This is a genomic window from Bacillus haynesii, assembly GCF_001969855.1.
GTDB lineage: Bacteria > Bacillota > Bacilli > Bacillales > Bacillaceae > Bacillus > Bacillus haynesii.
Window position 1 is genome coordinate 56157 of the sequence record NZ_MRBL01000009.1, and the last position, 25447, is coordinate 81603.

Below are 25447 nucleotides of genomic sequence, written 5' to 3' on the forward strand. Positions count from 1 at the left end.
GATTACGGTTACGGCAAGAACAGTGAAGAGGAGCAGTAAGAAGCCCATTTTGTTTCAGAGAGTTGACGGCTGGTGAAAGTCAATCAAATGAGCTTCCGAACTCACCTCAGAGTTGCAGCAGTGATAAGCTGCTGTCGCGTATCTGCGTTACAGATATCAAGTGAGTGTGCCGCGTGCACACTAACAAGGGTGGTACCGCGGGAAATCGAATCTCTCGTCCCTTCTTAGGGATGAGAGAGTTTTTTTGATTTTAGAATAATCTGAATATAACGCTGCCAGTCCCGTCCATACTTGAAGACAAAGAAGCCGTACACATATTCAAAGGAGGTTTTTACAATTGAGTTTTGACCATCAAACAATCGAGAAAAAGTGGCAGGACTATTGGCTGAATAATAAAACGTTTGCCACGCGTGAAGATAAATCCAAACCGAAATTTTATGCATTGGACATGTTTCCGTATCCGTCAGGCGCAGGCCTTCACGTCGGACACCCTGAAGGCTATACAGCAACTGACATTTTGTCCCGCATGAAACGGATGCAAGGGTACAATGTCCTCCATCCGATGGGCTGGGATGCATTCGGGCTTCCTGCCGAACAATATGCGCTGGATACGGGAAACGATCCTGCCGTCTTTACCGAGCAGAACATTGACAACTTCCGCCGCCAGATCAGAGCGCTCGGTTTTTCGTATGACTGGGACAGAGAAGTCAATACAACAGATCCGGACTACTATAAATGGACGCAGTGGATTTTCTTAAAGCTTTACGAAAAAGGTCTCGCTTATGTAGATGAAGTCCCTGTAAACTGGTGTCCTGCGCTTGGAACCGTTCTTGCCAATGAAGAAGTCATCGACGGCAAAAGCGAACGCGGCGGTCATCCTGTAGAACGCCGTCCAATGAAGCAGTGGATGCTGAAGATTACCGCTTATGCCGACCGCCTGCTTGAAGATCTGGAAGAACTCGACTGGCCGGAAAGTATTAAAGAGATGCAGCGCAACTGGATCGGCCGTTCTGAAGGGGCGCATGTTCATTTTGCGGTCGACGGCACAGATGAAACGTTTACGGTTTTCACAACGCGGCCTGACACATTATTTGGTGCGACATATGCCGTGCTGGCTCCGGAGCACGATTTGGTTCAAAAAATCACGACGCTTGAACAGAAAGACGCAGTCAACGCCTATATCGAAGAAGTGCAATCAAAGAGCGACTTAGAGCGGACAGACCTTGCCAAAACAAAGACAGGCGTCTTCACAGGTGCTTATGCGGTCAATCCGGCAAACGGAGAAAAAATTCCGGTCTGGATTGCGGATTATGTCTTGGCTACATACGGGACCGGGGCGGTCATGGCCGTTCCTGCCCATGATGAGCGGGACCACGAATTTGCATCAGCATTCGGGCTGCCGATCAAAGAAGTCGTCAAAGGCGGGGATGTTGAGAAAGAAGCATATACAGGCGACGGCGAACATATCCATTCAGATTTTCTGAACGGCCTTGATAAAGCGGCTGCGATCGAAAAAATGACCCAGTGGCTTGAGGAAAACGGGAAGGGCGAGAAAAAGGTAACATACCGTCTCCGCGACTGGCTGTTCAGCCGTCAGCGCTACTGGGGCGAACCGATCCCGGTCATCCATTGGGAAGACGGCACATCGACGCCGGTTCCTGAAGAAGAGCTGCCGCTGATCTTGCCGAAAACGTCGGAAATTAAACCGAGCGGAACGGGTGAGTCCCCTCTGGCGAACATTAAAGAATGGGTGGAAGTGACAGATCCTGAAACAGGCAAAAAGGGAAGACGCGAAACGAATACGATGCCGCAATGGGCGGGAAGCTGCTGGTACTTCCTGCGCTACATCGATCCGAAAAACCCGAACGAACTGGCTTCCCCTAAAAAATTACAGGAATGGCTTCCTGTCGATATGTATATCGGAGGGGCGGAACACGCCGTACTTCACTTATTGTATGCGCGCTTCTGGCATAAATTCCTTTATGACATCGGGGTCGTTCCGACGAAAGAGCCGTTCAAACAGCTTTATAACCAAGGGATGATTCTTGGTGAAAACAACGAAAAAATGAGCAAATCCAAAGGCAATGTCGTCAATCCGGACGAAATTGTGGAGACGCATGGCGCAGACACACTTCGGCTGTACGAAATGTTCATGGGACCTTTGGATGCATCGATTGCCTGGTCAACGACAGGACTTGACGGAGCCCGCCGCTTCCTTGACCGCGTATGGCGTCTGTTCATCGATGACAATGGCGGGTTAAACGAGAAGATCGTTGAAGGAGCCGGCGAAACGCTTGAGCGCGTCTACCATGAAACGGTCATGAAAGTGACGGACCATTTCGAAGGTCTGCGCTTTAATACAGGTATTTCACAGCTGATGGTCTTCATCAATGAAGCATATAAAGCTGATCAGCTTCCGAAAGAATACATGGAAGGCTTTGTGAAATTGCTTTCTCCTGTCGCGCCTCATTTGGCTGAAGAGCTGTGGAACCGCCTCGGACATGAGGAAACGATCACGTATGAAGCATGGCCTGTCTATGATGAAGCAAAACTCGTTGATGACGAAGTCGAAATCGTCGTTCAGCTGAACGGAAAGGTGAAAGCGAAGCTGAACGTTCCGGCCGACGCGGACAAAGAACAGCTTGAAGAGCTGGCGAAAAACAATGAAAAAGTAAAAGAACAGCTCGAAGGAAAAACGATCAGAAAAGTGATCGCTGTACCTGGAAAGCTTGTAAATATTGTTGCAAATTAATGGCGAAAGCCCCTTCAATCCGAAGGGGCTTTTTCTGTCATTCCGCCGAAAGGATGAAAATATTTCAGCCGTTCGCTTCGTTTCAAATGATCCATGACCGCTTAAAATGGGAAAAAAGGAGATGATCATGATGCATTTTTCCGATTTTTCCGCCGTACAGGTTAGAATCGCCCGGCCTACAGACCGTTTTGACGAAATCGTTGCATTTTACGAAAAGGGGCTGGGCCTGAAAAAGCTTGGCGGTTTTTCCGGCCATCAAGGGTATAATGGCGTCATGTTCGGCCTGCCGAATGTCCAATACCACCTTGAATTCACCTCCCATATTGGAGGCAGCCCTTGTCCGGCACCGACTAAAGACAATCTGCTTGTTTTTTATATTCCTGATCTGAAGGATATCATGAGCATTTTAAATAGGCTCGCTGACATGGGCTATCACGAAGTGCCGCCTGAAAATCCGTATTGGAAGGGCAAAGGGGCAACGGTGGAAGATCCGGACGGCTGGCGGATCGTGCTGATGAATACCGAAGGCATTTAGGAACGTTATGTCTGTGCCCAGTCTCTTGCTTTCCTGCGGACGATATCTGTAAAAGCCGCCATTGCAGGAGAAAGCCATTTGTTTTTATGATAAACCATTTGAGTGGAAAACAGGGCGTCGCGGACAAGCGTGCCCTGAAGCTTTCCTTCTTCGATATCAGTGCGCGTTGTGATCAAAGGAAGAAGGGAGACGCCCAAACCGCACATCACGCACTGTTTAATCGCTTCGACACTCCAAAACTCCATCGTATGGTCGGCAATGACTCCCCTTTGACGTAAATATTCCTCAAAAAAATCACGGTAGCTGCAGCCGTGCTCCGTATATAAAAACGTTTCATTTGCAGTAAAAGTCAAATCATCAAGTGCTTTTTGTCCTGCCGGGTGTTCCTTGGGAAAGATGAACACCATCGGCTCATTGACCAGCTTTTCAACATGAAGGTCGTTTTCTTTCCGGTCGTTGTCCAAAAGAAAAGCGACATCGATTTTTCCCTGCTTCAATTCGTCTCTCAGCTGCCAGCACGTGGAAGACTTTAATGTGACCGTGACCTGCGGATATTTGTTTGTAAATTCGTGAAGAATGGCAGGCAATCTGTATACCGTTAAAGATTCCGAGGCGCCGATGATCAAGTTTCCTGACGGCTCCTGGTCGTTTTCCGGAATGTGCCTCGCTTTTTCATACAGTTCGACCATTTCTGCGGCATAAGGGAGAAGGTGTTTTCCCGCTTCCGTCAGCATCATTTTTTTCCCCAGCCGGTAGAACAGCGGCTTTCTTAATTCTTGTTCAATTGCTTGAACGTGCGAAGTCACAGTGGACTGCGCATAACCCAAATAATCGGCAGCACGGGTAAAACCGCCGATATCCACGATGGTTTTGAATGTTTTCAAATGTCGGATCTCCATCTCGTCATCCCCCTTTTTTAACTTATATCGAAAAATTCGAAGTTGCAGATCGATAATATCTATTTTACTGATGAATTGAACAAGATTACAATCATTTTAAACGACTTTGTGAAAGGATTGTATCCGTATGAGAGAAAAAAAGCTTGGTCCTTTATTGTTAAGCGGGCTGATGACGGGGCCTATTTTAGGATCCGGAATCATTCTGCTGCCGCCGCTGATTCATCAGACAGCGGGGGACTATGCAATTTTTGCATGGCTGTTGATGTTGGGAGTCGGTTTTTTATTTGCCTGGGTTTTTGCCAGATTGAGCGTCGAGTATCCGAATGATGCCGGGATTGCTTATGCGGCTGAAAAAGCGTTCGGTTCCCGTGTTAAAAAGCTGGCAGTCTTTTATTTTATCATGGCTGCGAGTTTCGGCCCCGCCGCCGTATTAATGACGGCCGGCGAATATATTCATTCTCTTACGGCCGGCACGGCATTTCCTGCTGAACTGTACGGCTTCGTTTTTTTCATCTTTTGTATGGTTGTCCTTTGCTTTAATCTTTCATTTGTCGGCATTGTTGCACTCATTTTTTCGACTGCCGCGGCACTCATCCTGTTTGGAAGCAGCGCGGCTTCCGTGCCTTACTTCCGTGAGGGGCCTCTCGTAGACGGAACCTTTCAGTTTGCCGATTTTGGCCGCGGATTGCTGCTGCTGTTCTGGGCATTGGTCGGATGGGAAATCATCGGCAACTACAGTATGGAAGTGAAAAACCGCAGGAAAACGATTCCCCGGGCCGTCGTAATCAGCAGTCTGACGGTAACGGTCATATATTTGGCGACTGCGGCAGCTGTTCAGTGGATTGATCCGGGATTCTTCGCAAACGGGCAATTGAAGCTGGCGAAGATGCTGACGCCGTTGTTCGGATCTTTTGCATTGCCGGTGATCGCAGTGCTCACCGCTGTCCTCTGCATGTGCGCTTATTTTCAGGTGACAGGCGGAGCAGCCAGGCTGGTGGCCTCGCAGGCCGGCGGGCTGTTTGCCTACAGATCAAGGGCCAATCAGCCGATGGCAGCGCTGGGGCTTATGTTTCTCATCCATACGATCGTTTTCGTCTGCCTGATGTTTCATTTTCTTAATGTTGAGACGCTGGTCCTGATCGCAAACGCCTTTTTCATCTGCAACTCGCTGTGCGGTCTTGCCGCTGCTTACAAGCTGTTATCCGGCCGCGTTTACAAAAAAGTATGCCTTTTTCTCATGGGGTGTTTCGCGCTGCTTCTTTTGTTTTCATCATCCTGGGTATTACTGTTTATCATGCTTGCCAGCACCTTGTTTGTTGTGAACTTCCGTCAACTTATCATCTGGAAAAAGGTAAAACACCCTTTCAAATCGTATTAATGAATCAAACGAAAAAAGAAAGGGGAACACAATGCGCAGTCAACTTTTCAAACTGCTCGGCGATTTGCCGGGGAAAAAAAGCATTGAGGTGAGCACTCTTAAAATTGAAGAAAAGTCATCTTTTATTCTCGAAACGCTTTTGCTTGATTTAAACGGAATTGAAGCGGTGCCGGCCTATTTTGCAAAACCGAAACAGATGAACGGCAAGCGGCCGGCAGTGCTTTACTGTCATTCACACGGAGGTCGTTACGAAAGGGGAAAGGAGGAGCTGATTGAAGGAGCGGAGTACTTGCAAACGCCGCCGTTCGCCGAGGAATTGACGGCCTTGGGATTCTCCGTGCTTGCGATTGATCATTGGGCTTTCGGAGACAGGCGGGGCAAAACGGAGAGTGAGATATTTAAAGAAATGCTTTGGACAGGGCGGGTGATGTGGGGAATGATGGTTTTCGACAGCATCAGAGCCATCGATTATCTGAACATGAGGGAGGACATAGATGAAAGCCGTATCGCTTCACTCGGCATGTCGATGGGAGGTCTGATGGCCTGGTGGACTGCTGCATTGGATGAGCGGGTCAGCGTATGCGTTGATATATGCGCTCAGGTGGACAGCGGAACATTAATCAAGACGCAGAATTTGGACCGCCACAATCTCTATTCGTATGTTCCCGGGCTGGTCAAGCACTTTTCAACCGCTCAAATCGAAAGCTTGATCACTCCAAGGCCTCATTTAAGCCTGGTCGGAACCGCAGATAAACTGACGCCAGTACAAGGGATTGACCTCATTGAAGAAAAGCTGTCCGATGTGTATAAAGAAAAAGACGCCCGTGAACGCTATGAAGTGTTTCGCTCTCATTCAGGGCATCTCGAGACTGCTGGAATGAGGCATAAAGCGATCGGTTTCTTAAAAACATGGCTGTAAAACAGGAGGTGAATAACTGTGAAAAAGGTGACGATCATCGGAGGGAACGGCACGGTCGGCCGCGTTTTAGCGGGCGGATTGGCAGGCGAAGGATATGAGGTGACAGTGCTGGATTTAAAAGAACCGGATGAAAAGCCGGCTGTCCGCTTTGTCCGGGTGGATGCGGCAGATTACAATGAAGTCGTGAAAAGCATTCCCGCGAATACAGATGCGGTGATCAACCTTTTGGCTGTCAAGCCGTCGGGTGATTTGCTTGATCGGCAGGAGTTTGAGAAAATGACGGATATCTTTTTTAAAGCGACATATACGATTTTGCGCGCGGCGGCGGAGCTCGGCGTGCCGAAGGTGGTATTTGCAAGCAGCAACCATGTGACAGATGTATATGAAAAGGACGGCGATTCTCTGCTGGGGAGGCAGATCAACACGGATGACTACCCGCAGTCGAAAAGCTTGTACGGCTTGCTAAAATTGGCGTCCGAAAATCTCGGCTACCTTTTCTCACACCAATTAGACGCCAAGGTTTCCGTCATCAATCTACGGATCGGGACAGCCGCTGAAAATGAGCAAGAAACGCTGCGCACAAAACCGAGGAGCAAAAAAACGCTGTTATCCCACACCGACCTCATCGGGATCTTTAAAGCAGCGATCGAATCCGGCAAAACATATGGTACATATTATGCTGTCAGCGACAATAAGGGTCGGCCGTGGTCGATCGAATCCGCCATTCGGGAACTGGGGTACAAGCCGAAAGTCCGCGCCTCAGACATCCTTGATGAAGACTGACGTATCATCTTCTAAGGTGATGATCTTTTTCTCCGCTTTCCTGATCCTGCTTAAAAAATGATTATAGACGCTCTCCTTTCTGTTTGCTACATTTTAGACACGATATCGTAATATTTTGACAGCGCTTACAAGGAGGGGGAAATGACGATCAGGCATTCTGCTGGAAGCCGCGTGTTTGATATATTGAATTATTCATTTTTAACAGGGTTCGGATTGGTTTGTGTGCTGCCGTTCATCCACGTTATTGCAGCCTCTTTTGCGACAGTGGAGGAGGTTATTTCGAAAAAGTTTATTTTAATACCGACGACTTTTTCGCTGGATGCGTACAGGTATATTTTTTCAACTGACATTGTGTACAGAAGCTTAATCATTTCTATTCTTGTCACAGCCGTAGGGACGGCGGTCAGCATGTTTCTTTCCTCTTTAATGGCATACGGGTTGTCGAGAAAGGAGCTGATGGGAAGGCGTGTCCTGATGTTCTTGGTCGTGTTCACGATGCTGTTCAGCGGAGGGATGATCCCGACCTTTCTCGTCGTAAAATCGCTCGGATTGCTCGATACCTATTGGTCTCTGATTCTTCCGACCGCCATCAATGCGTTTAACTTGATTATTTTAAAGAACTTTTTTCAAAACATACCGTCAAGCCTTGAGGAATCCGCCAAAATCGACGGCTGCAATGACATCGGAATCTTCTTCCGCATCATTCTTCCCTTGTCTTTGCCGGCGATTGCGACAATTTCGCTGTTTTACGCCGTCACCTATTGGAATACGTACATGCAGGCGATTCTGTACTTGAGCGATGCGACAAAATGGCCGATACAAGTTTTGCTTCGCCAGATTGTTATCGTATCAAGCGGTATGCAAGGGGATATGACGGAGATGGGAGCAGCCGCGGCGCCGCCGGAACAAACGATCAAAATGGCGGTCATTGTCGTTGCAACCATACCGGTGCTGCTCGTGTATCCGTTTATTCAAAAACACTTTGCAAAAGGCGCTCTTTTAGGATCAATTAAAGGATAAAAACGGAGGGGACAATATGGGGAAAAAATGGCTGATCCCGATTTTTGCGTTCGTGCTTTTTGCCGGCGGGCTGCTTGGCTGTTCGAACGGCGGAGCAGATCAGGCTTCTTCAAAGGATGAGAAAGTCGATCTGAACTCGCCTTTGGACTTGAGCTGGATGGTGATCCTTTACCATCAGCAGCCGCCGAAGGATACGGCGATTAAAAAAATCGAGGAGCTCACCAATACAAAGCTCGATTTAATGTGGGTGCCTGATGCGGTAAAAGAGGACCGCTTAAACTCAGCGCTCGCCGCCGGAAACCTGCCGAAAGTCGTCACCATTCAGGACATTAAAAATTCATCTGTCATGAATGCGTTCAGGTCGGGGATGTTTTGGGAGGTCGGCCCTTATTTAAAGGATTATCCGAATTTAAGCAAGATGAACAAGCTGATCAATAAAAACGCTTCAATCGACGGGAAGCTTTACGGCATCTACAGGGAGCGCCCGTTATCAAGACAGGGGGTCGTCATCCGTAAAGACTGGCTTGACAACCTTGGGCTCGATATGCCGAAGACGGTTGATGAACTTTACGAAACAGCGAAGGCATTTACAGAAAAAGATCCTGACCAAAACGGGAAGAACGATACGATCGGCTTTGCGGACAGAAACGATTTAATCTACGGTGCTTTTAAAACTTTGGGGTCCTATATGGGCATGCCGACTGATTGGGAGGAAAAAGACGGCAAGTTCACGCCTGACTTCATGACAAAAGAGTATATGGATACGATGAAATATATGAAAAAGCTGTATGATGAAGGGCTGATCAACAAAGACTTCCCGGTGACGAGCAAAACGCAGCAGCAGGAGATGTTTTCACAAGGGAAGGCCGGCATTTATGTCGGAAATATGGTCGATGCCGTCAATTTAAGAGACCAGTCTGTCGATGACAAAATGGAGCTTGAGATCATCAATCGGATCAAAGGGCCGGACGGAAAGGAACGCGTTTGGGCATCAGGCGGGCATAACGGAATCTTTGCCTTCCCGAAAACTAGCGTCAAAACAGAAAAAGAGCTGAAGAGGATTCTGGCCTTTTTCGACCGGATCGCCGAAGAGGATGTTTACAGCCTGATGACGTACGGGATCGAAGGGGTTCACTATAAAAAAGAAGGGGATAAACAATTCAAACGAATTGATGAAAAACTGAAAGACTGGCAGGCGGAAATCCAGCCGCTCGTCTCTCTCGTCGGCATTGATAAACAATATTTGAAAAATACGGGCGATCCGCTCCGCACAACATATGAAGAGCTGACAGAGGACAATAATGAGATCATCGTCTCAAACCCGGCCGAAAGCCTGTACTCACCGGCTGCATCTGAAAGAGGCGATGAACTGCAAAAGATTATTGATGATGCCACATATCAATTCATCCTCGGCAAAACGGGTGAAAGCCAGTTCGAGAAAGCGGTTGAAAAATGGCGGACAAACGGCGGCAATCAAGTCATAGAAGAATATGAGGAGTCATTTAAAAAAGCAGAAAAATAGAAGACAATCCCGGGGAGCCGGGATTGTCTTTTTATGCCGAATGACTTTTCAGTTCGCGGTATTTGCCGGGTGTGATTCCTTCCAGCTTTTTAAATGAACGGATGAAATTTTGCGGATTTTTGTATTTCAGTTTTTCAGAAATTTCTTTTACGGACAGACTCGTTTCCGTCAGCCAGCTTTTTGCAATATGATGCCTGTAGGATGACAAGTATTCGCTGAACGATATTTTCATTTCTTTCCTGAAGATGCTGCTTAAATAGTTGGGGTTGTAATGAAGCCTTCCAGCGATCGATTCGAGCGTTAAGTCCGTGTCGAATTCCTGCTGGATAATATGGACGATTTTTTCTGAGATGTTTTTGTATTGCGATTCTTCTCTGATGCTGAGTGTATCGATCATTTTAATGATGATCTGCGCGTTCAGCCAGCTTTCGATCTCCTCGATGGTCGTCAGCTCAAAGACGTCATCGTACAGCATCGTATTTTCGTTCGGTTCAAAAATCTCGATTCCGAGCAGATGCATAAATTCAATCAAGTTGTTCAACAGCCTTGCAATCGCAACCTGGCAGTGATGCGGATTCATGTTTTCAGAACAAATCGACTCAAGGAGAAGGTGAAGCTGTTCGGCCGCTTGTTTACGGTTGCACGTTTTAATGGCTTCAAACAATTCATTTTGAATCTGCTTCGGAAACTGGGTTAAAAACGCTTTATTGCGGTCAAGATGCTCATAGAAAATCACCGCGTGTTTTCCGGATTTCAGACGGTATGTCAGCGCTTCAAGCCCTTCCAAATAAGCGCGCTTTGACATTGCGAGACTTGTAAACGGCTGGCTGATGCCGATGCTGACGAACAACCCAAGCTCTTCATGGATTTTATCCTTAATGGATGATGCGGTATGCTCCAAGTCTTCCTGAAACCTGTCCAGCGGCTGTCCGCGGTTCAGCAAGATGATGGTCTGCGTTTTATCAATGACAACCGGCGGAAGGCGCTTATTCTTGGGCACAGATCGTTCGACAAGGCTGTTGATCGCAAACAGCAGGACATCAAGATCCTTTTTTTCGTATGACGTGTCTTTCAATGTATCTATTTGCAGTGTGAAAACGGACAGGTGGCTCCAATCTTCAGGGAAGCCGAGCCCTGTAAAGCGGTCTTTGATTTCTTCTTCGCTAAGCTTGCCGAGCAATAGCCTTGTTAAAAAATACTGCTTCAGCTGGGTGACCTGCTGTTCGACACGCACCTTCAGATCATGGTTTTTATTTTTCATTTCTTTAATATTCCGTTCAATCAGTTCAAATTCGTTTTTCGGTTTCTCTTGGCCGGAATCGGCTCCTGCAGAAAAGCCGGAGACGGATTCGTATAAAACCTTGATCGGCCTGTAAAAATGACGTGAACCAAACCAGGAAAACAGATATGAAAGCGCTAACAAAATGACGCAGATCGTAAACGTGAACCAGCCGATTGATGCCGTCTGCTGATAGAGTTCCGGAATGGTCGTTAATGAAACGTATATCCAATTATTGTAATCAGATTTCTGGTATGTAATGTTATAGGCGGTGTCACTAACTACTGTATCAAACTGGCCGTTTTTTTCTTGGTGCCGGCGGATCGTTTTGAAATAATCTTCTTGTTTGATCGATTGCCCGATCATTGACTTGTCTGAGTGTAGGATGATCCGTCCGTTGTCATCAAGCACCATCATGCTGTTTGTTTTTGAATGATGAGGCATGCGCTTGACAAGCGAACAAGAAGGAATGCTCGCGATCGCAAGGCCTCTGTTTTCCATGCTGTTCAGGGGAAGCTGTTTGACCAGATTGACGTTGTACAGGCAGTTTCCCGAAGCCCCTTCTTTTGTGGCGACAAGGTCGTTGTTTTTTTCAAGCACCCAGCTGGAACGGCTTTTTAAAGCGTTGTAAAGTGAGAGCGTGATGGCTTGTTTTCCCTGATCTAAAGGATATAAACCGGAATTGTTGATATACCACTTTTTTTCTTGGCTGATCAGCGTGATATCCGACAGATCGGTATCGAATGTCTGCAGTTCGTTTAATTCCTTGTTGATTTGGTTGTACAGCTGAAAGCGTTCTGGTGTAATGGTGCGGCTGAGCGTCTGAATTAAAGGATAGGAACGGACGTAATTGGTGAAGGAATGGTCAACCGTTTTTAAAATATGTTCAATATTTAGCTGTGTCTGGCCAACGGTTTGGAGCTTTTCGTTTGTAACGTTTTGTTCAATCGTTTCCGCTGATCTCTGATAGGAAAAAAAGCCGACGATGATGACCGGAATGGTGCTCAGAACGAGAAAGAAGGTCACCAGCTTATAGTAAAACTTATATTGTTTTCTCTTCATAAATTCCCCCCCAACAAATCTTCGTTTGAGTTGTTCATATATAATTAATCCGACTTTTGTGTGAATTTGTCAATAATCATTTTCTAACCATCGTTTCATTTTATCAGGTTTTGCCGGCTGCCGGGCGAGGTGCGGCCGATGTGATGATATGATTGTAGATTTATTTTTTCATGGTGGGATAAAGTGAAAGCAAACATCACGAAGGGAGGCCGTTTATGAAAGCAGCCGATGTCCAGACCGGAAAAAATCCGGCCCTTATTGTTGGAAAAAAACGAAAGACGCGTTTTTGGGAAAAGCTTCTCCAGCAAAAATATTTATATTTGATGATTCTGCCGGGACTGATTTATTTTTTGCTTTTTAAGTATGTGCCGATGTGGGGGATTGTCATAGCGTTTCAAGATTACCAGCCGTTTCTCGGCATAACGGGGAGCGAATGGGTGGGCTTTAAGCATTTTGAAAGGCTGTTTACCGAACCGACGTTTTTTATGCTGTTGAAGAATACATTGATTTTGTTTTTTCTCAACCTTGTTGTATTCTTTCCGATACCGATTATTTTGGCGCTTTTATTGAATGAAGTCAGAGTCGCATTGTTCAAAAAGTTTGTCCAGACGCTGATCTATATTCCGCATTTTATGTCATGGGTCATTGTCGTATCGCTTTCATTCGTCCTGTTGACTGTTGACGGAGGATTGATCAATGAGATCATCGCTTACTTCGGCGGAGAAAAGATCAACTTTTTGCTGAATGAAAGCTGGTTCAGGCCGATGTACATTCTTCAGGTCATCTGGAGGGAAGCCGGCTGGTCGACAATCATTTATTTGGCGGCGATTACCGCTGTTGATCCGCAGCTTTACGAAGCGGCGAAAATGGACGGGGCCAATCGTCTGAGGAGGATGTGGCATGTCACACTTCCTGCGATCAGAAGCGTCATCGTCGTTTTGCTGATCCTGAAAATCGGCGATACGCTCGAACTCGGCTTTGAGCATGTGTATCTGCTTTTGAATGCAACGAACCGCGAAGTGGCCGAAATCTTTGATACGTATGTATACACGGCCGGATTAAAGCAGGGACAGTTCAGCTACAGTACAGCCGTCGGTTTATTTAAAGCAGCTGTCGGTCTCATTCTTGTCGTATTTGCAAACAGGATGGCGAAGAAATTTGGAGAAGAAGGGATCTATTAATATTCTTTGATGAAAGGAATTGAATGACATGAATCAATCTCTCATCACAAGATCGCCTCTTTACATTGCCGAAGAAGCGGCCAAAACAATAATGAAAGCGTATACGCCGAAGGGGCTGCCGCCGGCCGGACGCTGGCACTACCATCAGGGCGTATTTCTGTGCGGCCTGATTCGCCTCTGGGAAGAGACGGGGCAAGAAGCATACTTCAAATATGTAAAAGAATATGCCGATGAACTCATCGATGACTGCGGAAATTTTTATTTCAGGAGGGATGAGCTGGACGCCATACAAGCCGGACTTATCCTTTATCCTTTGTATGATGAGACGGGCGATGAACGCTACCGTAAAGCCGCAAAAAAGCTGAAGGGCCTTTTTGAAACGCTGAATCAAACAGAAGAAGGCGGTTTTTGGCATAAAGATAAATACCCTTACCAAATGTGGCTTGACGGATTGTACATGGGAGGGCCTTTCGCACTCAAGTATGCAAGAGTGTTCAATGAGCCTGAACTGTACGACATGGTCATCCTCGAGGAAAAACTGATGAGAAACCATACGAAAGACTGCAGGACGGGATTGTATTATCATGCGTGGGATGAAAAGAGGCAAATGCCCTGGGCCGACCCCGTCTCAGGCTGTTCTCCCGAATTCTGGGGAAGGTCAATCGGCTGGTACGCGCTTGCACTGAGCGACATGATCGAACTGCTCCCGCAGGGGCATGACACAAGACAGGAGTGGACCCGGACGCTTCAAGAGATGGTCAAAAGCATTGCTGATTTTCAAGATGAAAGTACAGGGTTATGGCACCAGGTTGTCGATAAAGGCGGACTTCCGGACAATTGGCTTGAAAGCTCCTGCTCGTGTTTGTATATGTATGCGATGACCAAAGGAGCTCGCATGGGCTATATTGATTCATCATATATTGATAGAGCGGCAAAGGCTTTCAAAGGACTCGGCGAAGAAAAAATCGAGCTGAGCGCAAAAGAAGGCTTGCTTTTAAAAGATATTTGCGTCGGAACTTCTGCAGGGACATACGATTATTATGTCGGACGGGAGAAAAGCACCAACGATCTGCACGGTGTAGGTGCATTGATCATGGCTCTTGTAGAACTCGAAAAGACCGGCCGTTTTTCCTGCGGGGAAGCGAAGTGAAAAACTTCGCCTTCTCCGTCCTTCTATTTGCAGCAGTGCTTCTCCTTTCCTCATGCGGAAAGGATGGTAACCGGGGAACAGACGTATTGATCTTTTCGGATGCACCGGCTGAAATAAAGGAAAACGTACAGCGCGCTGCCGAGAAAGAACAGCTCAACATCATCGTTTTCCCAGCTGCACCGGAAAAACTCCTTGTTGAAATTGCGGCGAAAGAAGGAGATCTGTTTATCGTTCCAGAAGACATGTTTAAACCTTTTTACGATCCTGAAGGACTTCAGCCATTGAATGTTGCTTCGGAAGAAAAAGAGCCGTACAGCGATCCGGGCAAAAACGGGGAAGTACAGCTGTATGCGGCTGTCATCGAAAAAGGAGAAAAACGTTTGAACGGCTATACATTTCAGCTAAATACAGATATGGCAGCTTTCATACCGGTTTACGCGAAGAAAACCCCTGAAGCGACGGAACTCATCGAAGCGCTTCGATCAAAATGAATGAAAGGGGGAGGGCCGATGAAAACATATGCGATATGCGGTCTGAGCGGCCGCGCTTTTAACATGTTTATCGAGCCTCTGCTGGAAAAATACGGGGAGGAAAACCGCATCGTTGCGCTCTTGGACATCGATCCGCTGAGGGAAGAAGTCTGCAAAGAAAGATTTCCGGCGCTTCGTCCTGTCCCGTTTTTTGAAGAGAAAGCGTTTACGGAAATGCTTGGCAAAATCAAGCCGGACGCCATAATTGTAGCAGGCCGTGATGATACGCATGTCCGCTATATATTGGGCGCTTTACGGGCAGATATTGACGTGATCACTGAAAAGCCGATGGTGACAACGGCACAGGATGCGGCAGCCGTGTTAAAAGCCGAAGCCGAGAGCAAAGGAAAAGTGACCGTTACGTTTAACTACCGCTACAATCCGTACCACCGCAAGATCAAAGAGCTGATATTTGAAGGAAAGCTCGGCACGATTACGTCGATTGATTTGAACTGGTACATCGATACGTATCACGGTGCAAGCTATTTTAAACGCTGGAACAGGATGAGAGCATTCTCCGGCGGACTTTCCGTCCATAAGTCAACCCATCATTTCGACCTTGTCAATTGGTGGCTTGATCAAACGCCCCGCGAGGTTTTTGCCTACGGCGGTCTGTACTACTACGGACCCGGCGGCGAAATGAATCCTGAAAAAGGGGAAAAACGCTATTGCGGAACATGCCATGTCAAGAAGAAATGCCGCTATTATATGAGGTGGCAGGCAGGCGACCCGCAGGACGACCATGTCAAGACCAACGAAAACAAGCATCAGCTCTATACCGATTACAGGCCTGATGCGTGTATTTTCGATGAAGAAATTGATATCGAGGATACGTATGCAGCCGTTTTGAAATACGACAAAGGGGCGCTGCTGAATTACTCCGTTCATTTTTCAGCCCCATATGAAGGCTACCGGCTTGCAATCAACGGAACAAAGGGAAGGCTTGAAACGCAGGAATATCATGCGCCGGCAAGAGTTCCATTTGAAGTTCCAGAACAGACCATCGATTATTATCCGCTGTTTGAATCGAAGGAAACGATTCGCGTCGTCAGGCAGCCCGGCGGGCATGGCGGAGGAGACCCGCTGCTTTTGGAAGAGCTGTTTGGCGGAGGAGATTCTTTGAGGAATTACGACATTCTGGCCGGTGCCGAAGCAGGCGCCTATTCAATTGCAGCCGGCGAGGCATTGTGGCGCTCTATCAAAGAAAAAAAGCCGATAGGAATCAGTGAACTTCTGTATACCCGGCAATATACATAAAGGGGGAAAGAAATTCGTGGAACAAAACGTCTCCATGGGAAGGGTGCTGAGCTTTTGTGAATGGGTGCTGAAGTTTTTTTACGCCAACCTGCTGTGGTTTGTTTTCACCATGCTCGGCCTTGGCGTCTTCGGGTTTATGCCGGCGACGACTGCATTGTTTTCCGTGATGAGAAAATGGATTATGGGCAAAACCGATATTCCGATATTCAAAACGTTCTGGCAGGCGTACCGCGGCGAGTTTTTTCGTTCCAACGCCATCGGTCTCATTCTGGCGGCGGTCGGCATCATCATTTATGTAGATCTTGCTTTTATTTATCCGGATCATCTCCTATTGCACGTTCTCCGGTTCGTCATTATGGTTTTTGGATTTTTGTTTTTGATCATGCTGTTTTATATGTTCCCGCTGCTCGCCCATTTCGATTGGAAGAAGCGGATGTATTTCAAGTTTTCGCTGATTCTGGGCATATCGTATTTGCAGTATACATTAACGATGATGACGGTCACTGCAGTGCTTTATATCGCTTTTGCCTTTCTGCCCGGGATCGTTCCTTTTTTCAGCGCCAGTCTGCTCAGTTATGCGGTTATGTGGCTGGCATATCAAGTGTTGAAAAAAGCGGAAGCCGCAGAACAGAGGGAAACCGTCATAACGACAAGACACACCTGATCCTTTGTTTTAGGTGTGGTGAAAGGAGCTGGCCTATATGGGTGAAGAATTTGAAAAACGATATCTTCACTGGATTGATCAAGCCGTGAAGGAGAGCGAAAAGAAAGACGATTTCAAGTCCCTCCCCGGTTATGGAAAACCGCTTAGCAAAGAGGCGCTCGAGGGGGATGCGCTTTCGTCAACTCTTAAAAACGCCCGTTATCTGCCGGAGTGGCTGAAGCTGCAAAAGGAAATTAAACAAGAGATTGAAAAAGCGATCAAATCGAATCAGCGCGACGTGCTGATTGATGACATCAACCAAAAAATTAAAAAATACAACCTCACCTGTCCGAACCAATTCCAAAAAGGCCTTGTTTCAGCCAAAAACCTCGAAAGTCAGCTCAAATATTGGAGCTGATGCCATTCCCTGCACTTATTCATAAAAATAATTGCCAATAACAATCATCTTATGTAAAATAAAGGTAATATTTATGCTTTTAAAAAGGAGAAAGGATGGAATGAAGAAGTGGAAGCGAAAGCGGCATACGAAAAAGCGGCCCGGCTCTTGAATCAGTGGTACACCATGATCAAGCGCCACGAAGCGCTCCAGGCTGTATCTTTGAGGTACGAGATCCAAAACCTGCTTTCTAAAATGGAGAAAAACAGGGATTTGGAGCTTTATTTTCAGCTTTTGGACTACCGCTGCAAATTGATGATGGAGCAGTTTGCAGAATCAGCCGAGCTCTTCCGGAAGATTAAAAGGCAGAAGGAAACGGTTAAGAGCGTGGATGACATCATTCAGTACTATTTTTTCTTTTTTTCAGGCATGTATGAGTTTTATGAGAAAAACTATCTTGAGGCGATCAGCTGTTACAAAAAAGCGGAAACGAAGCTGCATAAACTGACCGATGAAATTGAAAAAGCGGAATTTTATTATAAAATCGCGACCGCCTACTACCAAATAGACGATCATTTCAGATCGTTGAACTACTCCGAAAAAGCGCTCTCACTTTTCAGCAAGCATAAAGAATACATAGACAAAACGATCGGGTGCGAAATGATTCTCGGGTCGGTTCAGTTTGAACTGTTCCGCATCAAACAAGCGGAGGAGCACTACGGCCGGGCGCTTGATCAAGCCGTTTCCCTCCAAAACCGGCGAATCATCGGGCTGATCTATCATAATATGGGACTGAACTATGCCAAATGCAGCTTGCCGCTTTTGGCGGAGGAGCAGTTTAGAAAAGCCCTTTCAATCGGTGTCCATGAGCAATCGGTCTTTGGCATCAACACCCTTTTTGAGCTGTCTCACCTCATGTATAAATACGGTTCTCCCGAAGAAGCGAGGCGTCTCTGCAAAGAGGGATTTACCAGATCGGCGGAACAAGGAGAGGATGAATACGCAGCGAAGTTCAGGCTGATTTTTGCCCTGTATGACGCGGGCCATCCGCTCGATATTGAATTTTCGCTTGAATATATGAGCGATAAACGGCTATGGCCGCATGTTGCTGAACTGACAAAAGATATAGCCGACTACTACATGAAGTCAGGCGACCATGAAAAAAGCGCGCTTTACCTGGAAAAATCGCAGCATGCGAAAAATCAAATATATAAAATGAAGGAGGAGCTCATATGAAGAAATCCATTTGTTTTTTTGCCGTCATGCTTGTTTGTCTGATAGGGGGAAGCTTCACAGCTGATTCTGCAGCACAGGACGGATCGTTTCAGCCATTAGGCAAATCGGTGTTTCCTGACAGCGGACGATAGAGAAAACCTGCCGAAATAGAAATTGCCTCCCGACTTTTGCTATAATAGTCTCACCTAAAGGCAATTGAAGGGAGCAGTAACGATGACGATAAAAGAGATTTCGCCTGATGAATTGAAAGACCGGCTTGCAAAAGGAGAAACGCTGAACATTATAGATGTCAGAGAAGATGAAGAGGTGGCTGAAGGAATGATCCCTGAAGCCGTCCACATTAAAATGGGGGATATCCCTGAAAAACTCGACGTCTTCCAAAAGGAGCAGCCTTATATCTTTGTCTGCCGATCAGGCAAGCGCAGCGAAAATGTCTGTTTCTATTTGCAGGATAAAGGCTTTGATGTCACCAATATGGTCGGCGGCATGCTCGAATGGACCGGAAACACAAAGCCGAAAACAAAATAAGCGAATCCGGCTTCTTATCTGTAAAGGTAAGAAGTTTTTTTATTGAAAATGAATCATCAAATGTCAGGAAACGTCCGGAGCGTCTGCTGACAACGTTCAAAGTTCTTTCGATAAGGATTTTAAGCATAACTTCGGCTGTGTGCGAATACCTTTCATTATAGAAAGGAGAGAGCGTATGCTGAAGGTGGCCGTATTTGATGAAGAACACGAAAAAGATTTGCAGCATGAAATCAATGAATTCTTAAAAAAGCTGTCGGAAGACCAGCTGGTCGATATAAAATATGACGTATCAGCCGCATGCGATCCTCAAGGCGAACAGCTTTACTGTTTTTCAGCGTTAATTTTATACAGGACATAAAAAAACAGCTCTTCAGAGAGAAGAGCTGTTCAGCGTGTCGACAAACCTTCGCATTCGTTGTCAGGCCTGCTAAGTCGGTGCTCACGAATAGGAGAAGGATTGGCGGCTAACGCCCAGGCGTCCTGCCCGAACGCCGCCGTCATCACATCCTGTGAAAGTCAGCTCCGGTGCTCGCCCTTTCTAGACTGCAAGAGTTGCGGGGTCACACTGAAAGGATGACAAAATCCGAAAACTAAAAGTCGTTTTGGGATTTGTCAACAATTTAAAACAGCTCTTCAGAGAGAAGAGCTGTTTTCGTTTATGCTTTTTTCACCCTCGGGCTTCTTGGCTTCTGGAATTTCTCGGCCTGTTTAATCTCTTTTCGTTCTTGTGACAGAGATTTATATAACGATACAATCATGAGAATCACGACGACTGAGAACGGCAGTGCGGCCAGGATGGCGGTGTTTTGCAACGCCGATAGTCCGCCTGAATACAGAAGCGCCGCAGCCATTGCTGACTGGATGATGCCCCATGATATCTTGACCGAATTTTCAGGATTCAGTGAACCGTAAGTCGTTTGCATTCCGAGAACAAATGTTGCCGAGTCTGCTGAAGTGATAAAGAATACGGCAATGAGCACCAGGGCAACGATAGATGTAATCATAGCCAGCGGGTAGTGGTCAAACATTCCAAACAGCATCGTATCTGTAGACAGTTTTGCAACGTTAAAGGTCCCTTTTTGCTGTAGATCCATCGCTGAAACCCCGAAAATTGAAAACCATAGAAACGCCAGCACAGTAGGCGCAAACAAGACGGCAATCAAAAATTCCCTGATTGTGCGCCCCCTTGATACGCGGGCGATGAAAATACCGACAAACGGCGACCAGGAGATCCACCAAGCCCAGTAGAAAATCGTCCATGAATTGATCCATTCACGGCTGTCCGGATCATTAGGCGCAAGGCGGAAGCTCATTTGCACCACGTTGGAGATATACGTTCCGATCGTGTCCGTAAACGAGTTCATAATTAATACCGTCGGTCCGACGAACAGCATAAAGATCATCAGGATGCCGGCCAGCACCATGTTCGTATTGCTCAAGTACTTGATGCCTTTTCCGATTCCGCTCCATGAGGAAATTAAGAACAGAACGGTGATGATTGCAATGATTGCCAGTTGCACCTGGAAGCTGTTCGGTACTCCGAATAGATAATGGAGTCCGCCGTTGATCTGCGTGGCGCCGATTCCGAGACTAGTCGCTACACCGACGACGGTTGCAAATACAGCGATGCAGTCAATCCCTTTTCCAAGCGGTCCGTTTACTCTGTCGCCGAAGACCGGAAACAGCGTCGCGCTGATCAAGCCAGGCGTGTCTTTTCTGAATTGAAAGTATGCGATGCAAAGGGCAACGATCGCATAGATCGCCCAAGCATGCAATCCCCAGTGGAAAAATGTATACCTCAGAGAATCTCTGAAGGCCTGGGCTGTTTCTGTTTCACCTGATGGAGAGCTAATGGCATAATGGCTGATCGGTTCAGCCGCGCCATAAAATACGAGACCAATGCCCATACCTGCGCTAAAAAGCATGGCAAACCAAGATAATCGAGAGAATTCAGGTTTTTCTTCAGGTTTCCCTAATCTGATCTTTCCGATCGGACTGAAGATCAAAAAGATGCTGAATGCGACAAACAGAGAAACCACCAATAAGTAATACCATCCGAGTGTGTTCGTAACATAACCTTGAATCGAAGTCGTTAACGCCTGAAGGTTATCCGGAGCAACGATTCCCAATAATACAGCTGCTGCTGTGATAACAATCACAATCCAAAAAACGCTTGAAATATTTTTCAAAATCATCCTCACCCTCTAATCATTTTTCGTCCTTACTCCCATCATTATGTTTAGTATGAGTTGCACATATAAAAATCATTCTCTCTTAGGAAGTTTGACCTAGCTTCCCCTATTACCCCACAATCAGGTGAAACAAAACTCTTTAACCGTAACATACTTTTCAAAAAAGGCACAAGTCTCAGCACTGGGCTGAAACTCTGCTATTCCACATTTGTCAAGGGTTTGGAGCAATTTTATTTTTTTCTCAGGTGAATCGAAAATCCGCCTGCATTCAAGCCTGCAAGTCTGCCTGTGACAAGTGCGGATGTGATATTATACCCACCCGTATAGCCGTGAATATCGAGGATTTCTCCGCAGAAATAAAGCCCTTCCTTTTTTTTGGACGCCATTTTTTTAGGATCGATTTCTTTTACGGAAACTCCTCCGCCGGTCACAAAGGCTTTGTCAAGCGAAAGGGTGCCGTTCACATTGACGGTAAACTCTTTACAGTCTTTGACGAAAGCTCTGAAACGGTCTTTGGAAAGGGATGAAAAAGTTTCAGAAGGGTCAATCTTGTTACGCTCGAGAAGAAACAGCAGATACCTTTCCTGCATCCAAGGCTTCAGCACGTTTTTGAGTGATTTTTTCGGAGCGTCCTTTAATTCTTTATGCATGTTTTGAAAAAGCTGTTCTTCATGAATGTCAGGGAACAAGTCGATTTTCAGTCTGACTTTTTCCTGCTTTTTCAACTCTTTGACGACAAATTGGCTGCATCTGAGGACAGCGGGCCCTGACAGTCCAAAATGGGTAAAAATCATATCCATTTGGTGGGTGATGACCGGCTTTCCTTTTTTGTTCAATACGCTGAGGGCGACGTTTCTCAGTGATAGACCCTGCAATGTTTTCTGCTTGATAAATGGCTCGTCAGACGTAACCGGAACCTCTGTCGGGAACAGTTCCGTAATCGTATGGCCGGCTTTTTCCGCCCATTCATAGCCGTCTCCGGTCGATCCCGTATGGGGGACGCTTTTCCCGCCGACAGCGATAACGACAGATCCCGCTGCAATTTCTTCGCCGCTGCCCGTCACGATCCCGCATGCTTTTTCTTCATTGTATAGGACAGTTTTCACTTTTTCGTTTGTACGTACGCTTACATGAAGCTGTTCAAGCCTTGTTAAAAGTGCATCCACTACGCTTTGCGCCTTGTCAGAGACGGGAAACATTCTTCCGTGATCTTCCTCTTTCAGCTTGACGCCCAGACGCTCAAAAAACTTGATGATGTCCTCATTGTTAAATTCAGAAAAAGCGCTGTATAAAAAGCGCCCGTTTCCGGGAATATGCCGGATGATCTCATCAACCGGCAAGCGGTTCGTCACATTGCACCGTCCGCCTCCTGAAATGGCCAGCTTACGGCCGAGTTTGTTTCCTTTGTCGATCAAGAGAACGTCCGCCCCCTGTTCACCGGCCGCGATGGCGGCCATCAGCCCGGAGGGGCCTCCGCCGATGACGATGACATCAAAATACTTCATACCCATATCCTCAACTTTCCTGTCTTGTAGAGCCTGCATTCTGTGCAGGCGGAGCAGATTGCATCAGACAACAACCGCGCTCCATCTTCTTATTATAACGAAAGAACGCCATGATGAAAAAACGATAAAACAAAGGCGTGTTAAAATTTAGCCATGTTATTATTACCTGAGTGATGCGCCTGTATGTTAAAATAGAAAAGTTGAATCTATTGAAGAAAAATGGTGATTGGGAACATGTCAAGCAAACTATTAAGAGGCACATTTGTATTAACGCTTGGTACCTATATTTCAAGGATCCTCGGAATGATTTATTTGATTCCGTTCGGAGCCATGGTCGGTGCCACCGGCGGTGCCCTGTTCCAGTACGGTTATAATCAATATACGATTTTTTTAAGCATTGCGACCATGGGGTTTCCGGCGGCCGTGTCCAAGTTTGTTTCGAAATATAACTCGATGGGTGATTATGAAACAACGAGAAGGATGCTCCGCGCCGGAATGTCGATGATGCTCGTCACAGGCATCATTGCTTTCTCCATTCTATATTTGTCCGCCCCGTTTTTTGCGGAAATGGCCCTTGGCGGAACAGAAAACAACGGGCTGACGATTGAACATGTCGTGTATGTCATCCGCATGGTCAGTCTCGCTTTACTTGTTGTGCCGATCTTGGCGCTGATCAGAGGCTTTTTCCAAGGTCACCAGATGATGGGGCCGACAGCCGTTTCACAGGTCGTTGAACAAATTGCCAGAATCGTCTTTTTATTAACGGCCACTTATTTGGTGATCAAAGTAGTAAACGGCGGGCTTGTCGTCGCTGTCGGTTATGCGACTTTTGCGGCTTTGATCGGCGCGTTCGCCGGGCTGTTCACTCTTTATTTTTCCTGGCAGAAAAGAAAAGGGGCGCTCCTGGCGCTGAAGCCGAACCTTGTTCCTTCCGCCAATATTACGTACCGGCAAATGTTTAAGGAGCTGTTCAGCTATGCCGCCCCTTACGTCTTTGTCGGACTGGCGATACCGCTTTATCAGTACATTGATACGAATACGTTTAATAGAGCGATGATTGCAGCCGGCTATCAAAACATCAGCCAGGATTTGATGGCGATCGTGACGCTGTACGTGCCAAAGCTTGTGATGATTCCGGTATCTCTCGCGACGGCATTCGGCCTGACATTGATCCCGGCGGTGACTGAAAATTTCACCAACAAAGATTTCCCTGCTTTAAACAAACAGATTGATCAGGCGATGCAGATCATTCTCTTCATCGTTCTTCCGGCATCAGTCGGTATGGCTCTTTTGTCGGGGCCGGTTTACACGTTCTTTTACGGCTCGGAAAGCCTGCTCCCTGAAATGGGACGAGATATTTTGTTCTGGTACGCGCCTGTGGCGCTGTTATTCTCGCTATTCACCGTCAATGCTGCGATTTTGCAGGGGGTGAACAAGCAGAAATTTGCGGTTGTCAGCCTGATGATGGGGATTGTGATCAAAATCGCGCTTAACGTTCCGCTCATCAAGCTATTTCAAGGCAGCGGGTCGATTTTGGCAACGGCGCTCGGCTATTCAGCGTCACTCCTTTATGGATTTATCATGATTAAACGCCATGCCGGCTATTCGTATCGCAAACTGTTTAAACGGTTTTTGCTGATGCTGATTCTGACGGCGGTCATGGGCATCATTTTGCTGCTTGTTCAGGCGCTTCTGAGTCTGTTTATTTCATATGAAGGCGGACAGATCAGGTCTGCTGTCGTCATTTTCATCACAAGCGCGGTCGGCGGATCAGTTTATCTGTACTTGGCTTACCGTGTGAAGCTGCTCGAAAAAATCTTCGGTCAGCGGTTGAATCGCTTTTTCAAAAGAAAGGCCTCCTAAAAAGGGCTTTTCTTTTTATGCAGAAAAAAGGGAGTGTCTTCATGAGATTGGATAAACTGTTGTCAAACAGCGGTTACGGGTCGAGAAAAGAAGTCAAAAAAATGCTGAAAAACGGCGCGGTGCGCGTGAATGATCAATTGGTCAAAGACGCCAAAGAGCAAGTTGACCCGGAATCAGACGACATCACGGTATACGGTGAGCCCGTCATTTATCAGGAATTTATTTACTTGATGATGAACAAGCCGCAAGGAGTGCTGTCTGCAACAGAAGACAGCCGGCAGGAAACGGTTGTCGATCTGCTCGATCCGGAGCTGCTGAGTTTTGAGCCGTTTCCGGTCGGAAGGCTTGACAAGGATACCGAGGGGCTGCTGCTTTTGACGAATGACGGACAGTTGGCACACCAGCTTTTATCCCCGAAAAAACACGTGCCTAAAACGTATGAAGTACATGTCAATAAGCCGATTGATCAGGCGGCTCTTGACCAGCTTGAAAAAGGGGTCGATATCGGTGAAGGCTATGTCACAAAACCGGCTGAAGCGTCGCTTTTGGAAAGCGAAAACGGCGTGGAACGTCTGCTTTTGACAATAACTGAAGGAAAATTTCATCAGGTGAAAAGAATGCTGAAGGCGGTCGGCCATGACGTCATCTATTTAAAGCGGCTGAAAATGGGGGATGTCGATCTCGATGAAGAGCTTTTGCCAGGGGAATACAGGGAGCTCTCTGAACACGAGCTTGCCGCATTGCAAAACAAAAAGACACTCTGATTCATCGAGTGTCTGAAGTGGTTTGAGGAGCATCGAACTTAATCGAGTTTGA

23 protein-coding genes and 1 other annotated feature are annotated in these 25447 nt (G+C 46.8%); of the genes, 19 read left to right on the forward strand and 4 right to left on the reverse strand.

From position 1 onward, the window contains the following. Nucleotides 1-13: 13 nt before the first annotated feature. Nucleotides 14-225 (forward strand) — a binding site (T-box leader). A 112-nt stretch (nt 226-337) separates the two neighbouring features. Both leuS and BTA31_RS09515 read left to right on the forward strand, forming a co-directional pair. Continuing rightward, nucleotides 338-2752: a leucine--tRNA ligase gene (leuS, locus tag BTA31_RS09510; RefSeq protein WP_076791071.1), complete on the forward strand. Its 2415-nt coding sequence runs from the start codon at nt 338-340 to the stop codon at nt 2750-2752. Between the two features lie 127 nt (nt 2753-2879). After that, nucleotides 2880-3287 (forward strand): VOC family protein, encoded by a 408-nt coding sequence (locus tag BTA31_RS09515; RefSeq protein ID WP_076791073.1) that lies wholly within the window; start codon nt 2880-2882, stop codon nt 3285-3287. A 5-nt stretch (nt 3288-3292) separates the two neighbouring features. Here the strand turns inward: BTA31_RS09515 and BTA31_RS09520 are convergent, their stop codons facing one another. Next, nucleotides 3293-4186 (reverse strand): LysR family transcriptional regulator, encoded by an 894-nt coding sequence (locus tag BTA31_RS09520; protein ID WP_043926265.1) that lies wholly within the window; start codon nt 4184-4186, stop codon nt 3293-3295. A gap of 127 nt (nt 4187-4313) precedes the next feature. Here BTA31_RS09520 and BTA31_RS09525 point away from each other — a divergent pair, with 127 nt between their 5' ends. The 5 genes from BTA31_RS09525 to BTA31_RS09545 all read left to right on the forward strand — a co-directional run bounded on the left by BTA31_RS09525 (nt 4314) and on the right by BTA31_RS09545 (nt 9808). Next, nucleotides 4314-5564 carry an APC family permease gene (locus tag BTA31_RS09525; RefSeq protein ID WP_076791074.1) on the forward strand — a complete coding sequence of 417 codons (1251 nt, stop codon included), beginning with the start codon at nt 4314-4316 and terminating at the stop codon, nt 5562-5564. A gap of 31 nt (nt 5565-5595) precedes the next feature. Then, a complete protein-coding gene (locus tag BTA31_RS09530) occupies nt 5596-6483 on the forward strand; it encodes a dienelactone hydrolase family protein (RefSeq protein WP_076791077.1) in 888 nt (295 codons plus the stop codon). 18 nt (nt 6484-6501) lie between these two features. Then, nucleotides 6502-7266, forward strand: coding sequence for an NAD-dependent epimerase/dehydratase family protein (locus BTA31_RS09535; protein WP_076791079.1), 765 nt, complete (start codon nt 6502-6504; stop codon nt 7264-7266). A 141-nt stretch (nt 7267-7407) separates the two neighbouring features. After that, nucleotides 7408-8286, forward strand: coding sequence for a carbohydrate ABC transporter permease (locus BTA31_RS09540; protein ID WP_076791082.1), 879 nt, complete (start codon nt 7408-7410; stop codon nt 8284-8286). 16 nt (nt 8287-8302) lie between these two features. Further along, on the forward strand, nt 8303-9808 hold the full coding sequence (locus tag BTA31_RS09545) for an extracellular solute-binding protein (RefSeq protein WP_076791084.1): 1506 nt from the start codon (nt 8303-8305) through the stop codon (nt 9806-9808). A gap of 31 nt (nt 9809-9839) precedes the next feature. Here BTA31_RS09545 and BTA31_RS09550 read toward each other — a convergent pair whose 3' ends face one another. After that, on the reverse strand, nt 9840-12149 hold the full coding sequence (locus tag BTA31_RS09550) for a helix-turn-helix domain-containing protein (RefSeq protein WP_076791087.1): 2310 nt from the start codon (nt 12147-12149) through the stop codon (nt 9840-9842). A 215-nt stretch (nt 12150-12364) separates the two neighbouring features. Here BTA31_RS09550 and BTA31_RS09555 point away from each other — a divergent pair, with 215 nt between their 5' ends. From BTA31_RS09555 to BTA31_RS09600, 10 genes are all read left to right on the forward strand, one after another. Next, the gene (locus BTA31_RS09555; RefSeq protein ID WP_043926260.1) at nt 12365-13330 is read left to right on the forward strand and encodes an ABC transporter permease; all 966 of its coding nucleotides are present in this window, start codon (nt 12365-12367) and stop codon (nt 13328-13330) included. A gap of 28 nt (nt 13331-13358) precedes the next feature. Next, nucleotides 13359-14480 (forward strand): glycoside hydrolase family 88/105 protein, encoded by a 1122-nt coding sequence (locus tag BTA31_RS09560; RefSeq protein WP_076791089.1) that lies wholly within the window; start codon nt 13359-13361, stop codon nt 14478-14480. After that, on the forward strand, nt 14477-14971 hold the full coding sequence (locus BTA31_RS09565) for a lipoprotein YteS (RefSeq protein ID WP_076791091.1): 495 nt from the start codon (nt 14477-14479) through the stop codon (nt 14969-14971). Before BTA31_RS09560 ends, BTA31_RS09565 begins: the two co-directional genes overlap by 4 nt. An 18-nt stretch (nt 14972-14989) precedes the next feature. After that, entirely contained in the window at nt 14990-16267 is a 1278-nt protein-coding gene (locus tag BTA31_RS09570) for a Gfo/Idh/MocA family oxidoreductase (protein WP_076791094.1), read from the forward strand. Nucleotides 16268-16283: 16 nt separating this feature from the next. Continuing rightward, entirely contained in the window at nt 16284-16931 is a 648-nt protein-coding gene (locus BTA31_RS09575; protein WP_076791095.1) for a YesL family protein, read from the forward strand. A 37-nt stretch (nt 16932-16968) separates the two neighbouring features. Continuing rightward, complete coding sequence (locus BTA31_RS09580) at nt 16969-17328, forward strand: DnaJ family domain-containing protein (protein WP_043926255.1); 360 nt, start codon at nt 16969-16971, stop codon at nt 17326-17328. A 108-nt stretch (nt 17329-17436) separates the two neighbouring features. After that, nucleotides 17437-18543, forward strand: a complete 1107-nt coding sequence (locus BTA31_RS09585; protein ID WP_076791098.1) for a response regulator aspartate phosphatase — start codon at nt 17437-17439, stop codon at nt 18541-18543. Then, the gene (locus BTA31_RS23550) at nt 18540-18674 is read left to right on the forward strand and encodes a hypothetical protein (protein ID WP_256700609.1); all 135 of its coding nucleotides are present in this window, start codon (nt 18540-18542) and stop codon (nt 18672-18674) included. Before BTA31_RS09585 ends, BTA31_RS23550 begins: the two co-directional genes overlap by 4 nt. An 82-nt stretch (nt 18675-18756) precedes the next feature. After that, nucleotides 18757-19071, forward strand: coding sequence for a rhodanese-like domain-containing protein (locus BTA31_RS09590; RefSeq protein ID WP_076791100.1), 315 nt, complete (start codon nt 18757-18759; stop codon nt 19069-19071). 175 nt (nt 19072-19246) lie between these two features. Beyond that, nucleotides 19247-19429 carry a sporulation protein Cse60 gene (locus tag BTA31_RS09600; RefSeq protein WP_003184510.1) on the forward strand — a complete coding sequence of 61 codons (183 nt, stop codon included), beginning with the start codon at nt 19247-19249 and terminating at the stop codon, nt 19427-19429. A gap of 298 nt (nt 19430-19727) precedes the next feature. On the opposite strand, the gene opuD is transcribed toward BTA31_RS09600, so the two are convergent. Beyond that, complete coding sequence (opuD, locus tag BTA31_RS09605) at nt 19728-21263, reverse strand: glycine betaine transporter OpuD (protein WP_094777423.1); 1536 nt, start codon at nt 21261-21263, stop codon at nt 19728-19730. 230 nt (nt 21264-21493) lie between these two features. After that, complete coding sequence (locus tag BTA31_RS09610; protein ID WP_076791181.1) at nt 21494-22768, reverse strand: BaiN/RdsA family NAD(P)/FAD-dependent oxidoreductase; 1275 nt, start codon at nt 22766-22768, stop codon at nt 21494-21496. 234 nt (nt 22769-23002) lie between these two features. On the opposite strand from BTA31_RS09610, the gene BTA31_RS09615 reads away from it, so the two are divergent. Both BTA31_RS09615 and BTA31_RS09620 read left to right on the forward strand, forming a co-directional pair. Next, nucleotides 23003-24631 carry a putative polysaccharide biosynthesis protein gene (locus tag BTA31_RS09615; RefSeq protein ID WP_043926251.1) on the forward strand — a complete coding sequence of 543 codons (1629 nt, stop codon included), beginning with the start codon at nt 23003-23005 and terminating at the stop codon, nt 24629-24631. Between the two features lie 41 nt (nt 24632-24672). Further along, entirely contained in the window at nt 24673-25395 is a 723-nt protein-coding gene (locus BTA31_RS09620) for a pseudouridine synthase (protein WP_076791109.1), read from the forward strand. Nucleotides 25396-25447: the final 52 nt, after the last annotated feature.